Below are 14,231 nucleotides of genomic sequence, written 5' to 3' on the forward strand. Positions count from 1 at the left end.
TACCAAAGCCTGCGGGGCAATTTCTATGCTAGAGGCCTGATAAAAAAACCCCTCTCTTTATGAGAGGGGCTTCGCCCGGTCAGTTTGCCACAATATTGACAAGCTTGCCCGGTACGGCAATGATTTTTCGAATCGTTTTTCCTTCAAGCTGCTCTTTCACTTTTTCATCAGCTTGTGCGAGCTGTTCTAATGCTGCTTTATCCGCATCAGCCGGAACCATTAATTTCGCTTTTACTTTTCCGTTCAGCTGGACGACGATTTCCACTTCATCATCAACCAGTTTTGATTCGTCATAAGCAGGCCAAGCTTCATATGCAATCGAACCTTCGTGGCCAAGTTTTTCCCACAGTTCTTCCGCCAGATGCGGGGCAACAGGAGAAAGCAGCTTCACAAAGCCTTCCATATATTCTCTCGGCAGTTCATTCGCTTTGTAAGCTTCATTAATGAAGACCATCAGCTGAGAAATGCCTGTGTTAAAACGAAGGGCTTCGTAGTTTTCTGTCACCTTCATGACTGTTTCATGGTAGACGCGTTCAAGAGTTTCTCCCGCGCCTTCTGTCACTTTGCCGGTAAGCTCTCCGTTTTCCTCGATAAACAAACGCCATACGCGGTCAAGGAAGCGGCGGGCTCCGTCAAGACCTGATTCAGACCAGGCGATAGATGCGTCAAGCGGCCCCATAAACATTTCGTACAGGCGCAGCGTATCTGCTCCGTGAGACGCCACAATTTCATCCGGATTGACGACGTTTCCGCGGGATTTACTCATTTTTTCATTATTTTCCCCGAGAATCATTCCTTGGTTATACAGCTTTTGGAACGGCTCTTTCGTCGGCACGACACCGATGTCATAGAGGAATTTATGCCAGAAACGCGCGTACAGAAGGTGAAGCACGGCATGCTCCGCTCCTCCGATGTAGATATCGACAGGCAGCCATTTATCCAGTTTCTCAGGTGAAGCGAGCTGATCCGGATTCTTCGGATCGATAAAGCGAAGGAAGTACCAGCAGCTTCCCGCCCATTGCGGCATCGTGTTTGTTTCCCTTCTGCCTTTTCTGCCCGTTTCAGGATCAGTGACTTCCACCCACTCTTTTATGTTGGCAAGCGGTGATTCACCGGTTCCGCTTGGTTTGATCTCATCGGTTTTCGGCAGAATCAGCGGCAGCTCTTCCGCAGGAACGGCTGTTGACGTGCCGTCTTCCCAATGAATGACCGGAATCGGCTCGCCCCAATAGCGCTGACGGCTGAACAGCCAATCACGCAGACGGTATGTCACTTTTTTCTCACCGTTTTTCGTTTCTTCAAGCCAGGCGATCATTTTTTCAATCGCTTCCGCTTTATTCAGTCCGTTCAGAAAGCCGGAATTGACATGCTCTCCGTCACCCGTGTACGCTTCCTCGTCTGTGTTTCCGCCTTTTACGACTTCTTTGACAGGCAGGCTGAACACTTTTGCGAATTCAAAATCGCGTTCATCATGCGCCGGCACGGCCATAACAGCACCCGTTCCGTAAGTAGCGAGAACATAATCAGCTATCCAGATCGGCAGCTTTTCCCCATTTGCCGGGTTGATTGCATATGCGCCCGTGAAGACGCCCGTTTTTGTTTTCGCAAGATCCGTCCGTTCCAGATCACTTTTCGCCTGAACTTCTTTAACATAAGCGTCTACCGCTTCTTTTTGTTCAGCCGTCGTAATGGCTTCAACAAGCTCATGCTCAGGAGCCAGAACGGCATAAGCCGCGCCGAACAGCGTGTCCGGTCTTGTCGTAAACACCGTGAACGTGTCATCAGTGCCGTCAATTGCGAAATGCACGTTTGCGCCTTCAGAACGTCCGATCCAGTTGCGCTGCATGTCTTTAATGCTTTCAGGCCAGTCCAGATCTTCTAAATCTTCAAGAAGCCTGTCCGCATAAGCGGTGATTTTCAGCATCCATTGTTTCATCGGGCGGCGTTCAACCGGATGTCCGCCCCGCTCGCTTTTGCCGTCAATGACTTCTTCGTTTGCAAGCACCGTTCCGAGTGCCGGGCACCAGTTGACAGGCACTTCGTCTACATAAGCGAGGCCTTTTTCATACAGCTTGGTGAAAATCCACTGCGTCCACTTGTAGTAGTCCGGATCAGTCGTATTGATTTCACGATCCCAATCATAAGAAAAGCCGAGCGATTGGATCTGGCGGCGGAAATTATCTATATTGTGTTTCGTGAACTCGGCCGGATCATTCCCCGTATCAAGCGCGTATTGCTCGGCAGGAAGCCCGAACGCGTCCCATCCCATCGGATGAAGCACATTGTACCCCTGCATGCGTCTCATACGTGAAAGAATATCGGTTGCCGTATAGCCTTCCGGATGCCCGACATGAAGGCCGGCTCCTGAAGGATACGGGAACATGTCAAGCGCGTAAAACTTCGGCTTGTCATTCTCTTCACTGACGGCGAATGTTTTATGCTCCAACCAGTAATTCTGCCATTTCTTTTCTATTTTTTCGTGCTGAAAACTCAACGCAAAAACCTCCTTCTTATTGAATACGGCGTATGTAGTCCAAGTATTGACGGGATGAGGAAGATTATATTCAGATTATTCTAAAACTAAAAAAAACTCCCTCATCCCAAAAAGGGACGAGAGATTTTTGTTTCCCGCGGTACCACCCTCGTTAGCGCGGTTTTAAGCCGCACTCACTTGATACTTTTAACGCAGTTATGCGTCAGCGGTTTTGCCGCTGCAACTCTGAGGCGAGTTCGGAAACAGACTTGATTGACTTGCACCGGCCGTCAACTCTCTGACTGCAAAATCTGCTTCTTACTGCTCCTCTTCACTGTTCTTATCGCTACCGTAATCTTACCTGTATTTTATAGAATTCTGTTCATAAGTGCAAGCAGGTTTGTATACAATGGGAATGTACCCAGAACGGGTCATGAGCGGGGATATTATTTTGATGGAGGATTTTTTTGCTGGTGTGGTTTTGCTTCGGCCGAATCACTGTTTTGTTCCCTGACAAAATCAAAGCTTCTGAGAACAGCTTCTCCGCCGTAGCCTGCGATTATGGATAAGATGACGAGTTGAATTCCTGAATCGGGGTCAGCGGATAAGACAAGTAAGATGGAAGCAGCCATTCCGATAAAACCATCTTCCAAAAAACCGAGATAGATAAACCGCTTTGTCATTCTGGGTTTCTCCAGCCTGCCTCTCTTTTTCACATGACCGAGAACCCCCATGATTCCTCCAATTACACAAGCAATAATTACCTGATGCAGCATCTTCATCACCTTCCTAAAGCCCTTATTTAGTAAAGCGACTTCAGGCCATCCAGCCCCCTTACGAATACGATGATTTTCGATATCTACATACCGGCGAATGAGCAGGAAAGTAAAAAGCTTGTTTCTTCCATTATATGTGAACACATGATCGGTAAGCTTGATGCATTAGATTCATTTTTCACCCAGTGACAATGACCTAGTCACTTACTTAGCGGCGATATACCTTCCCCTTATATCTTCAGTGTATATGAGGACAAGCCCGAATGACAAATCGCAAACTTCGGCTGCTTGAAACAGAACATGTGTTATGCTACGGTTACTGTAGATTCATTTAAAAAGGGGAGAAACAACGGCTGAAAAAAGCGCAAAGCTTTACGGCCTAAAGGGGGTTTTATATGGCTGACTCAAATGTATTCGGAAAACTGGAGCAGCTGGAGCTTATCAAAAAGGCGCTTGATCACGCACGGATCGGCGTGGTGATTACAGACCCCTCTCTTGAGGACAATCCCATCATATATACGAATCAGGGATTTATGGATATGACAGGCTATTCTTCCGAAGAGATATTAGGTAAGAACTGCAGATTTCTGCAAGGCAAAGAAACCGACCGAAAACAAGTCGCGAAAATAAGAAAAAGCTTAAAACATAAAGAAAAGATCACGGTGCGGCTGAAAAATGTAAAAAAAGACGGCACCCCGTTTTGGAATGAACTCAATATTGATCCTCTTTATGTTGAAGACAAGCTCTATTTTGTCGGTTTTCAAAAAGACATCACAGAGCAGAAAGAATACGAAAAACTCCTTGAGGATTCCCTCGCAGAAATTACGATGCTGTCAACGCCGATTGTTCCGATCAGAAACGGCATCTCCGCCTTGCCGTTAGTGGGGAACTTAACAGAAGAACGATTTGACTCAATTGTGACAACTTTGACGGACATATTAACCGCATCTAAAGATGATTACTTAATTATAGACTTATCAGGTTTGGCCGAGGTGAACGAACAGACCGCGGACCGGATTTTCAAATTGCACCACCTGCTTAAATTAATCGGCACAGAATTAATTATCACCGGTATCAAGCCTTCTCTTGCCATGAAAATGAATCAGCTTGATGCCAGCTTTTCTTCATTTAAGACCTATTTAAATGTTAAGGACGCCGTCAACGTGCTTCCCGTTGTATAAACAAAAATCCCGCCGAAACAGCGGGATTTTTTTGACGTCATCGCACTTGGACGTTTTGTTTATGAACAGCTTTCAGGCGTTTGTCGTAAAGCACCGTCGCTGCGATGCTGACGACAAGAAGCACCATCAGGATCAAGAGCAGCACGCTCATGCCGTACTGATCAACCAGCACGCCGCCAAGGAGCGGGCCGATCATTCTGCCGCCCGTGGCAGCGCTGTTGACGAACCCTTGGTAAAACCCTTCTTTCCCCTTAGGCGCAAGCTGATTGGCAATAGTGGGAACGGCAGGCCAGACAAGCATTTCTCCGATCGTTAAAATCACCATCGCGGTGAGGTACATCGGAAATTGCTTGGCGCCGAGAAGCACGCCGAACGAGACGATAAAAATACAAAAGCCGATGACCATCTGCGTTTTTAACGCACCGGACCATTTTTTCAGAACAACTCCTATAAGAGGCTGTCCGGCGACAATTAATATTCCGTTTACGGTCCAGAGCACACTGTATAATGAAAGCGGCATACCGATGCTTTGAGTATGTGACGCAACGGTTGTGGACCATTGCGAATAGGCAATCCACCCAAGAACATACCCGCCGCTCAGTATAAGGAGCGCCGTAAATTTCGTTCTGCTGCTGACTGGCTCGCAGTCCAGAACAGAGACCTGGCTCGCATTTCCGGTTTTGATATTTCGAAAACCGAAAAATACAATAAGGAAAAACAGCACATACAGCAAGGCATTGGCTAAAAACACGTACGTAAACGAGTACGCCGCAACCATTCCTCCCAGTGCGGAACCGACAGCGACACCTGCGTTCTGAGCTACATATATCGCATTAAAAGCTCTCCGCCCGCCTTCTTTCCAGACCGCTCCCGCCATGGCGTAGCTTGCCGGAAACACGATGCCGGAACCGAACCCGACAATGATGAGCAGCCAAATATAAACGGGCCATTGATGAAACAGAACAAGTCCGAGAAGACTTGCCAAAGTGATCATAATGCCTAGCATAATGGATTTGAATCCGCCGATTTTATCAAACAAAAATCCGCCGCATAAATTCCCCGCTACACTGGCTCCGGAATTCAGCATCAGAACAATCCCCGCAACAGTCAGCGATTTCCCTAAATGATTATGAATATAGATCGTATTCAGCGGCCACAAAAAAGATGCGCCCGTCACATTGATAAACATTCCGATGATTAATATCTTCAAAGCGCGCGGCATACCGATCCCCCTTTCTCTATAAAAAAATCCATGAAAAAACGGAAACCGCAAGCTGCAGCTCCGTATCGATCACGTTATCATAGCACATTCATTCTATCCCCGCGGACGCCTTTTTTCAACATAAGAATCTGAAAAAAATAATGCCGGAATGTTGAAAAAATTACAAATGATTGGATTCACAAAAACATGCCGGCATCATGCTCTTTTCTTTAGCAGCCAAAACGGGATATACAGAATGAAAAAGCTCAATATCACCGCCGCTTCCATTGAAAGAAGATACCACGGCCAAGGCCCGAAAACATTCAGAAGCGAAGCGGTCTTCGGTTTTTTCATTAAATAGAGGTAGTTCGCATTCAGCACACGGTCAATAAAAAAGACACACGCCCCGTACAGATTGACGATCAGCACTGACACCCAGAGCGCGCGCACCGACGGTCTGTACTTTTCAGCACTGGCCATAAATAGACAGGCAAGAAAAACACTGCCGTGAGAGACGAAAAACACGATATATCGAAAATGAGGGAAGGTATACGCCCCTAAATCAGGCGTAGCCATCGCCTGTATGGCGCTGCCCAAACCGGCAAAATAGAGAAAGGCGAACAGCTTTTTGCTTTTTGTCATGACCATCAGCATCGCCAAATAGACGGAAAGGTCGCTCAGCTGCAGCGGCAGAGATGTTTTCAGCGACCAGGCATGATGAAAGAGCAGCCATATATGGTAGCAGATCTGCGACACGGCAAGAAGAATGAACAGCACATATCGGAAAACGCGATTCGGCCGGCCGTGATTGAGTTTTTTCCGTAATATGATCACGAACACTCCCAGCAATCCGATGATGAAAAGCGTGAAAATGTGTTCCACAGAAAAAAGATGAAAGGCCCCTGTTTCAGATTTCAATTGAAAATATTTCTGCATAAGGCTCCCCCGCGCGAAAAAAATGACGTATGTCTATTCTTTTAAAAATCGCTTTCTTCTATTCATGCAAAAAAAAGCCTCCGCTGTGCGGAAGCTCCTCAACTTATTTTACAATGCGGATTGAATGACTTTTTTATAATAAAGCACCGACAATATGCCGAAGATGGAATACAGCAGCGTATACAGCGCCATGACAATGATCATCGGCGTCCACACTTCGGTTCCGAATAAAAACCATCCTGACTGAACGGCGAAATAGCTGTGGAAAAGTCCGAGAACGAGCGGAATGCCGAAATGATACGCCTGCTTCCGGCGGATGCCTTTCAGCAGATCTCCCGTGGTGAAACCGAGCTTCCGCAATATCGTGTAATCAGCCTTTTCATCCTCGCACTCGCCCATTTGTTTAAAATAAAGGATACATCCTGAGGTGATCAGAAAGGTTAAGCCCAAAAACCCGACGATAAACATGATCAGCCCCATGTTTTTCTTTTGGGTGTCAGCCGTTTCAAACTGTGAAAGCCCGCCGTCTGAATAGCGCTGCGCCTGAAACAGGTCATCAGCTTTTTGGACGTCCTCTTCCGTTTTGAGTGTAATGCCGAAAAATTGATTTGATTTTCCCTGGATGGATGGGTCGATATCTTTCTCGATCCGGTCAAATACATGCTGCGTGACAATAACGGTCGGCAGTCCCCCGCTTGTGAATGTATAAGACAGGATGAAGTCGTTCTTCAAGCCCTTATACGCGAGCGGTATTTTATCCGTTTTGCCGTTTACTTCAATGGAACCCGACGTTTTTAGGTCGAGAAATTTTTTCATCATATCATTATATCCGGTAAACACGGCTTCTCCGTCAGAAAGTGTCACCCCTTCCGCGTCTGTCTCACTTACAATCGGCAGCGCCAAGTGGGATGGGTCTTGTTTAAAGCTTTTCATATCACCGTTTATGATGTTCTTCATATTGACACCGGCCTGAATGGTCTTGATTGTCTTCACTTGATACTCAATTCCGTTTTTTTTCAATAAGGCGGTAAATGAGTCAGCCTCCTTTTGGTTATCAAACGCGAAGTCAGCCGCCGTATTTTGCTCAGCTGATTTTTCCGCAGAGTAATACGAAATATAGCTTAAAGACAGTAAACCGATTGACAGCGCCGAAAGAGTCGTAATAATCGTCAGCAGCACGGCGTTAGACTTCATCCGAAACATGATGGATGACAAAGACAGCACTTCACTGACATTCAGATACCCGCCCTTTGATTTTCTGATGAGGTTAGCCAGAAAGCTGACCGAACCTTTATAAAACAAATAGGTTCCGATAATCACCGATCCAAGAATAAACACCATTGCCGAAAACAGTTCATTCATGGTCGTAAAACTGCCCCCGAATAGTTGAGCGGACACAGCATAGCCTGCGATAATGGTCCCGATACCGATAACGCCGATTGTCATCTGCAGCCAAGAGAGCCGCCTTATGCCGCTTTCTGACGATGACGCGGCTTTAAATAAAGACAAAATGCTTTGCCGTTTAATAAATAAGTAATTCATCATCATAATCAGCACATAAACGGCCCCGAACACAATCAACGTCTGAACGAGCGCCCTGCTTGAGAAAAACAATGAGACAGCGGCTTTCACACCGACTGTATGGAACAGCATCATCATACATAATTTCGAAAGAGAAAAGCCGGCAAAAATACCGATCCATATCGACCCGAAATACAAAATGAAATTTTCTGTGCTGAGTATGCGGAAAATGTGCATTTTCGTCATGCCGATTAATCGGAATAAGCCGATTTCCCGGCCGCGCCGTTTAATAAAAATAGTGTTGGCGTATAAAAGAAATACCGACACAATCGCCACAAGCAGAATGGAGGCGGCCCGGATCGCCGCCGCTCCTTTTATGGAGCTTTTCATTTCATCAAGCGCCGGATCGTATTGCATCGTGACAAAGGCGAAATAAAGGGCGGCGCTGAACACCAGAGCGAAAACGTAAAGATAATAGTTTTTCATATTCTTTTTCAGGTTCTGGAAGATCAAATGATGAATACTCATGCCTGAACCCCGCCCAACACGCTTTGTGTTTTCATAATATCCTGAAAAAAGTTTGGTCTCTCCTGACCGCCTTTATTCAGCTGTGTATACACACGGCCGTCTTTAATGAAAACCACACGTCCGGAATAGCTGGCGGCAACCGGATCATGCGTCACCATCACAATGGTGGCGCGGCGCTTTTGATTCAGACGGCTCAGTTTATTCAGTAAATCCGATGCAGCCTTAGAATCGAGCGCTCCGGTCGGCTCATCGGCAAAAATAATGCCCGGCTCATGAATAACAGCTCTTGCGGCAGATGTCCGCTGTTTTTGCCCGCCGGAAATTTCACTCGGATACTTATGTCTCAAATCATAGATGCCAAGCTCCTCTGCCGTCTCGGCAAATCGCAGGTCCGCCTCTTTTTTAGACATTTTCGTAATGGATAACGGCAGGAGTATGTTTTCTTTCACGGTCAGCGTATCCAATAAGTTATAATCCTGAAAGATAAAGCCGAGATGCCGTTTTCTGAATTCGGCAAGCTGTTTTTCCTTCATGGACGTAATCTCCGTCTCATTCAGTTTAATGGTGCCCGCGCTCACTTTATCAATGGAGGAAAGCACATTCAAAAGGGTCGTTTTCCCTGATCCTGACGGGCCCATAATACTGACGAATTCCCCTTTGTGGATCTGCAGATCAATTCCTTTCAGCACCTCTTGTTTATTCAGCTTATTTCCATAGCTTTTGCGAATATTGCCTGCTTCTAAAATCATCACGTTACAATTCTCCTTTTTACATTGGTTATATTTATTGTAAGAACAGGAGCCGTTTTTTTCGTTTGATTAAGCGAACAAAAGAGAAAAGCATGTGACACTTTTGTCACACGCTGAACGTGCTGACGGCATCGTTCTGCTTCGGAAACACCAATGTAAAAACCGTGCCCCGTTTCGGCTCTGATCGCACACTGATGCGGATGAGAAGCGGGGCCGCGGCTTTTTGAGCCAAATACAGGCCCATCCCGGTTGACGCGTGATCACGGCTCATTCGCGTTGAAGTAAACCCCTTTTCAAAAATGCGCGGAAGATCTTTAGGCTTGATGCCGATGCCGCGGTCTTCGATATCCACATGCACCCGGCCGTTTTGTTCATAGCTTTTTACAGTAATATCATCCGCTTCACTGTATTTGACGGCGTTGCTTAACAGCTGTCTGATGATAAAGGACAGCCATTTCCCGTCACTGAGAACGTCTGGTGCCTCAAGCTGAATGTCAAACCCGATTCCTTTCTGTATACACCATGATTGCAGATTTTTAATTTCGTTGAAAACGAGAGGACGGAGCTGAACGTGCTGAAATGATAAATCATTTTCAATAAAGGTCAATCGTTTCTGATGAAGCTGCTGGTCAAGAAGATGGTGAATCCGCAGCCATTCATACTGCAAAGGAGCTTTCAGCGGCTGTTCATCCAAGCGTTCGATCATAAGGTTCATCGCTGTCAGCGGTGTTTTGACTTCGTGAATCCATGACATCAGCTCATCTTTCTCATGCTCTGAGGCCGTCTGGAGATGAAGTGAGCTTTTTCTCAATTGCTCTGTCTGCCCTTCGATGCTTTGTTCAATGATGGATTCAAACGGACTGTCAGGCTCTTTCAGATAGGAAATGTCTAAATTGGCGTCCCATTCTTTTAAGCTTTTATAAAAAGCGGTCTCTTTGCGATAGCGGAACAAGAGAAACACAAGAAACAGAAGAAGCGATAGGTAAACGAAATACAGCACCGATAAAAACGGAATGGATGGATCAATATATGCCGCAAAAAGGAGCACGGCCTGCTGAAAAAGAAACATCGCGATCCAGCTTTTTCTTTCAAGCAGAAATGATTTAATCATAAAGACCGTCTTCTTCCTTCGCGATGTACCCCTGCCCCACTTTGGTTTCAATCATCTTCCCGATGCCTAATTGATCAAGTTTTTTCCGCAGCCGGTTGACATTCACCGTCAGCGTGTTATCACTGACGAAACGCTCATCATTCCACAGGCTTCTGATGAGTTCTTCGCGGCTGACGATTTTATTTTTCTGCTCGGCCAGCAGTTTTAAAATCAGCATTTCATTTTTGGTCAGCTCAACTGAACCGTTTTCATGGCTGACCATGTTTGTTTCAGCATCAATGGCAGCCCCGCACCATCTTTTGATGAGCGCCGGTTCTGCATTGTATTGATACACCCGCCGAAACACGGCTTGTATTTTAGCAATCAAGACGTCAAAATGAAAAGGCTTCTGAATGAAATCATCTGCTCCGAGCTGCATCGACATGACCATATCTGCGGGATGATCTCGCGAGGACAAAAACAGAATCGGCACGTTTGATTGGGAGCGTATCATTCTGCACCAATGAAAGCCGTCAAATTTCGGCAGCTGCACATCAATCATCACCAAATCGGGCTTGATTTCGGTAAACTCCCGGGTGACCCGGCTGAAATCCTTTATCCCGTGCACCGCAAATGACCAGCCCGTTAATCTCTCTTTCAACTCGTGAAACAAAGTGTTATCATCTTCTATTAACAAAATATGAAACATTTGTATACACCCTTTTTCTGTTGATAGAGGAAAAACCGGCTGTTGTGTTCAGCCGGTCCTTTCTCTTTACAATTCTCTTCTTAACGCGGTCAGAACGTTGGTTTTTGTCGCTTTCCGGGCCGGATTCATACCCGAGATCACCGCGACTCCCGCACAAATGACAACTGCGATCACAACGAGACTGAGCGGGATATAGGAGAAGGTATAATGAAGATCTTCAGCTCCGGTCTTTCCCCCTACCGCTTTCAAAATAACCGGCACAGCCAGATTAACGGCAAAACTCACTCCGTAGGAAATAATAATCCCGATCACAGATCCTAAAATCCCGATATAGGCGCTTTCCATCAGAAACATTCTGCGGATGATGGACGGGCTTGCGCCGATCGCTTTCATAATCCCGATTTCCTGCGTTCTTTCTGTAACCGCCATTGTCATCGTGTTGAAAATACCGATGGCAGAAATCAAGACGGCGATAAAGCCGACAAAGATCAGGCCGATTTTAAAGACGAGGAAAAATGTGTTGACGCCCTGCAGCTCGGTTGTAACGGACATGACTTTATAACCGTCATCACTCAAATCATTCGTTAACTGTTCAACATTGTCAAATTTGTCGGCGTAGACTTTTATGCTTTTTTCAGCATTTCCGCCTTTCAGATCTAAGAATTTCGAAAAGTCCTTTTTGAATTGATCACTGATAAAAATATTCGTGTCCTCCATCCAATCTTGGGACGGTTTTTTTGTTATTCCGACTACTTTAAAGTCGTACGTTTTGGTTCCTTCCGTTTTTCCGGTATCATTGTTCGTTTTAGAAATGCTCAGCTGGATGGTTTTATTCAGCAGGTCTTTCGTATATCCTTCTGGCTTTTTGACGTCTCCCGGGTTATCTTGATGATCCTTTAATTCCTTGTTGTATTCATCAGCCTCTTTTTTCGTCCATAGGTTCTTCGCGAAATTATAGCCGACCACAATTTCATTTTCTGATTTGGCGACTCTTCCCCGATCAAGCTCCATATTGGCTTTGACTTCGTCTTTCATGTTTGTCAGCACAATGGCTGAATCTTCATTTGTTCTGTTTCCCAATGACGCTTTATTCGGTTCATACACTTGTGTTCTTTCAACGACAGACTTGACATTCTTATACTTTTCCAAGTCTGATTTCTTTACGGCTTTTCCGTTTTCCTGGCCGAGCACATTGATTTCCGTAACAATCTGCTGGCTCATGGTAATGTCTGTAATCGTTTTTTGGATGCCGAATCCGACGGAGGACAAGACGACTAAAAACGCGCACGCCATTGTCGTCGCCAGCACCGTCATGAAAACACGCAGCCGGTTTTTCTTCATATTTCTTCTGATAAAGTGAACCTGATCCTTAAATCTCAACTGTAACGCCCCCTTTTAATACACCGTCATGCAGCTGGAATTTTGAATGAGCAATGGAAGCCACTTCATCGTCATGCGTAATGATGACAAATGTAATTCCGCGCTCCCGGTTCAGCTGCTGAATTAATGCAAGCACTTCAAGCTCCGTTTCTGAATCCAGGCTTCCCGTCGGCTCATCGGCTAAAATAATAGACGGATTTAAAATCAGCGCCCTTGCGATACTGACACGCTGCTGCTGGCCGCCTGACAGCTCATTCGGATAATGATTCGCATGATTTTCAAGACCGACCCGTTTCAGCATATCCGCGACTTTCTGCTTGCGTTCAGAAGGTTTTACGCCTTTTAGGGCAAGCGGCATTTCAACATTTTCATAGGTTGTCAGACTCGGAATGAGCTGAAAACTTTGAAAAATAAAACCGAAATGCCCAAGGCGGAACTCCGCCCACTCTTTTTCACTAAAGCCCGTCACATCAGTGCCGTTAATGACGATACGGCCCTTCGTCGGTGCTATGTAGCCGGAAATTAAATTCAAAAGCGTTGATTTTCCGGAACCGCTCCGCCCGACGATACAGGCGATTTCCCCTTTTTCAACGGTCAAAGAGACATCCTTCAGCACCGGAACCGCACTCTCTCTGCCTTTCCTGCCGATTTTAAATGAATGATCGATATGCTGTACATCTATCACGTAAACCACTCCCCTTTATATTTGTTTCGTTTTTTTATAGATGAAGTAATAACTGATGAAAAACCCGATAACCGCACCGATAAGCATGCCGAATATGTAGCCAGAATATGAACCGTTATAAGCATATCCGCATACACCCGCACTTCCCAACATACTGATCACCATGACGAGCACTTGGAAGATGCGTTCTGTATGTTTGCTCAAGATAAAATGTCCGCTTCGTTCACTCGGCATTTTCAGGAAATTCACATAGCCGAAAAGATAGAAACAAAAACCCATTAATGCACATATAAGCAATGCATGTTTCATGTAATGAATCCATGACGTATGGATATAAGCGGCCGGCATGAAATAGATCAGAAACCCGCTCCAAGGGAAATCAATATCCTGCACAGCCTGCTTGCCAAAAAGGAACTCAGCGTTTAATAGATAAATGGTGAAAATCACGATTGGAAAGACGGAGATCGTGAACGTTGTGATGAGCTGTGCTGCTAAATTGCCAGTTATTGTGCCGGCAGCTGTCACTAATGCATAAATCATCAAGCTGATGACCAGCATCCCTGCGCTGAATGAGTGAAAATGATGTACAGCGTCAGGTTTAAGCATAAGAAACAATATGTCAGACACCCCGTAAGAGACAAGCTGGGAACCGGCTAACACGGCTGCTCCCAGTAAAAACTTAGTATGGAATATCCGGCTTCTCGAATACGGAAGACTTAATGTATACATTTTTTCAGCCCGTCCTGCTCTTGTCAGAAAAAGCCCCATAATAACCGGAGGAATGAAATGCAGCCCAACTACATTCCGATTGCTGTAATCAATGCTGAATGTACAAACTGAACCCGGATATTGATGAAGTCCACTCAAACAATCCTTATAATGAAAATACTCATTTATAATTGCCAAAGGGCCTATGATAAGTAAGAACCCCGCGGTAAGGAGCAGCAGCGTCTGCCGCTGTTTCCATTCTTTATAAAGCAAACCGTTAATCGGCACCTTGCC

General features: G+C 45.7%; 12 protein-coding genes and 1 other annotated feature. Of the genes, 1 reads left to right on the plus strand and 11 read right to left on the minus strand.

Features of this window, described 5'->3' with window-relative positions:
• Positions 1-79 precede the first annotated feature (79 nt).
• Both leuS and QRX25_RS14090 read right to left on the minus strand, forming a co-directional pair.
• Positions 80-2,494, minus strand: a complete 2,415-nt coding sequence (gene leuS, locus QRX25_RS14085; protein ID WP_065982117.1) for a leucine--tRNA ligase — start codon at positions 2,492-2,494, stop codon at positions 80-82.
• A 109-nt stretch (positions 2,495-2,603) separates the two neighbouring features.
• Positions 2,604-2,817: a binding site (T-box leader), on the minus strand.
• 102 nt (positions 2,818-2,919) lie between these two features.
• Positions 2,920-3,255, minus strand: coding sequence for a DUF4257 domain-containing protein (locus tag QRX25_RS14090; RefSeq protein WP_015418038.1), 336 nt, complete (start codon positions 3,253-3,255; stop codon positions 2,920-2,922).
• Positions 3,256-3,644: 389 nt separating this feature from the next.
• On the opposite strand from QRX25_RS14090, the gene ytvA reads away from it, so the two are divergent.
• Positions 3,645-4,430, plus strand: coding sequence for a YtvA family blue-light photoreceptor (gene ytvA / locus QRX25_RS14095; RefSeq protein ID WP_212098777.1), 786 nt, complete (start codon positions 3,645-3,647; stop codon positions 4,428-4,430).
• 37 nt (positions 4,431-4,467) lie between these two features.
• Here the strand turns inward: ytvA and QRX25_RS14100 are convergent, their stop codons facing one another.
• The 9 genes from QRX25_RS14100 to QRX25_RS14140 all read right to left on the minus strand — a co-directional run bounded on the left by QRX25_RS14100 (position 4,468) and on the right by QRX25_RS14140 (position 14,225).
• A complete protein-coding gene (locus tag QRX25_RS14100; RefSeq protein ID WP_115997783.1) occupies positions 4,468-5,652 on the minus strand; it encodes an MDR family MFS transporter in 1,185 nt (394 codons plus the stop codon).
• Between the two features lie 195 nt (positions 5,653-5,847).
• Positions 5,848-6,567, minus strand: a complete 720-nt coding sequence (locus QRX25_RS14105) for a YwaF family protein (protein ID WP_212098781.1) — start codon at positions 6,565-6,567, stop codon at positions 5,848-5,850.
• A gap of 108 nt (positions 6,568-6,675) precedes the next feature.
• A complete protein-coding gene (locus QRX25_RS14110; protein ID WP_212098785.1) occupies positions 6,676-8,616 on the minus strand; it encodes an ABC transporter permease in 1,941 nt (646 codons plus the stop codon).
• A complete protein-coding gene (locus QRX25_RS14115) occupies positions 8,613-9,368 on the minus strand; it encodes an ABC transporter ATP-binding protein (protein WP_212098788.1) in 756 nt (251 codons plus the stop codon). Before QRX25_RS14115 ends, QRX25_RS14110 begins: the two co-directional genes overlap by 4 nt.
• Positions 9,369-9,471: 103 nt before the next feature.
• Positions 9,472-10,476, minus strand: coding sequence for a sensor histidine kinase (locus tag QRX25_RS14120; protein ID WP_212098791.1), 1,005 nt, complete (start codon positions 10,474-10,476; stop codon positions 9,472-9,474).
• Positions 10,469-11,164, minus strand: coding sequence for a response regulator transcription factor (locus tag QRX25_RS14125; protein ID WP_212098794.1), 696 nt, complete (start codon positions 11,162-11,164; stop codon positions 10,469-10,471). The genes QRX25_RS14120 and QRX25_RS14125 overlap by 8 nt, the downstream gene beginning before the upstream one ends.
• Before the next feature lie 66 nt (positions 11,165-11,230).
• Positions 11,231-12,544, minus strand: a complete 1,314-nt coding sequence (locus QRX25_RS14130; protein ID WP_212098797.1) for an ABC transporter permease — start codon at positions 12,542-12,544, stop codon at positions 11,231-11,233.
• Entirely contained in the window at positions 12,534-13,229 is a 696-nt protein-coding gene (locus QRX25_RS14135) for an ABC transporter ATP-binding protein (RefSeq protein ID WP_065982126.1), read from the minus strand. The genes QRX25_RS14130 and QRX25_RS14135 overlap by 11 nt, the downstream gene beginning before the upstream one ends.
• Positions 13,230-13,244: 15 nt before the next feature.
• The gene (locus QRX25_RS14140) at positions 13,245-14,225 is read right to left on the minus strand and encodes an ABC transporter permease (RefSeq protein ID WP_212098800.1); all 981 of its coding nucleotides are present in this window, start codon (positions 14,223-14,225) and stop codon (positions 13,245-13,247) included.
• Between the last annotated feature and the right edge of the window lie 6 nt (positions 14,226-14,231).

Source organism: Bacillus sp. L381 (genome assembly GCF_030284525.1).
GTDB lineage: Bacteria > Bacillota > Bacilli > Bacillales > Bacillaceae > Bacillus > Bacillus amyloliquefaciens.

What these genes read in the sequence shown, in the direction of transcription:
- QRX25_RS14090 (WP_015418038.1), bottom strand. Translation starts at nt 3,255, where the DNA reads ATGAAGATGCTGCATCAGGTAATTATTGCTTGTGTAATTGGAGGAATC.
- ytvA (WP_212098777.1), top strand. Translation starts at nt 3,645, where the DNA reads ATGGCTGACTCAAATGTATTCGGAAAACTGGAGCAGCTGGAGCTTATC.
- QRX25_RS14100 (WP_115997783.1), bottom strand. Translation starts at nt 5,652, where the DNA reads ATGCCGCGCGCTTTGAAGATATTAATCATCGGAATGTTTATCAATGTG.
- QRX25_RS14105 (WP_212098781.1), bottom strand. Translation starts at nt 6,567, where the DNA reads ATGCAGAAATATTTTCAATTGAAATCTGAAACAGGGGCCTTTCATCTT.
- QRX25_RS14110 (WP_212098785.1), bottom strand. Translation starts at nt 8,616, where the DNA reads ATGAGTATTCATCATTTGATCTTCCAGAACCTGAAAAAGAATATGAAA.
- QRX25_RS14120 (WP_212098791.1), bottom strand. Translation starts at nt 10,476, where the DNA reads ATGATTAAATCATTTCTGCTTGAAAGAAAAAGCTGGATCGCGATGTTT.
- QRX25_RS14125 (WP_212098794.1), bottom strand. Translation starts at nt 11,164, where the DNA reads ATGTTTCATATTTTGTTAATAGAAGATGATAACACTTTGTTTCACGAG.